We start from the raw sequence: 450 nt of genomic DNA on the forward strand, positions 1-450 counted from the left end.
TAACGTCAGCACGTTCAAGTGTTTTTTGAATCGATTTAGTTAAATTCTTATTCTTAATATTAAGAAATTTTGCGTTTCGAAAATGATCCGGAACAAGAACTTCAGCTTTTTCAACGATGATATCACCACCAATAACAAGGTTGCCTAAAAAATGGCCCGTCATTGTCATCTTGCCGGACAACGTTGCAAGAATCATCGAACCATCATTATAATTGGCGCGATTGAGATTAAATACTAAATCTGCTTGCAAATCATTAGAAATACGACCCGAAGCAGAAAGAGACCCCCCTCCAGACGAAGAAGCAAAAGCTTTTTCTATAAGGATATGGTCACCATTTAATTTGCCTTCAAGCGTTATATTGTTCAATCCTACATTTGTTTGTGAATCAAAAAAACTACCATTGGCTATAGAAAAATGCCCTTTCAGCTGTGGCTGTGATAATCTCCCCT

1 protein-coding gene is annotated in these 450 nt (G+C 37.1%); it reads right to left on the reverse strand.

Translation table 11 applies throughout. The features are described 5' to 3' along the window. The coding region (locus tag J7R05_RS08135) for a translocation/assembly module TamB domain-containing protein (RefSeq protein ID WP_208541864.1) at positions 1 to 450 on the reverse strand (450 nt) is incomplete at both ends.

The sequence above is a fragment of the Bartonella capreoli genome (genome assembly GCF_902813205.1).
In the GTDB taxonomy this organism is placed as follows: Bacteria; Pseudomonadota; Alphaproteobacteria; order Rhizobiales; family Rhizobiaceae; genus Bartonella; species Bartonella schoenbuchensis.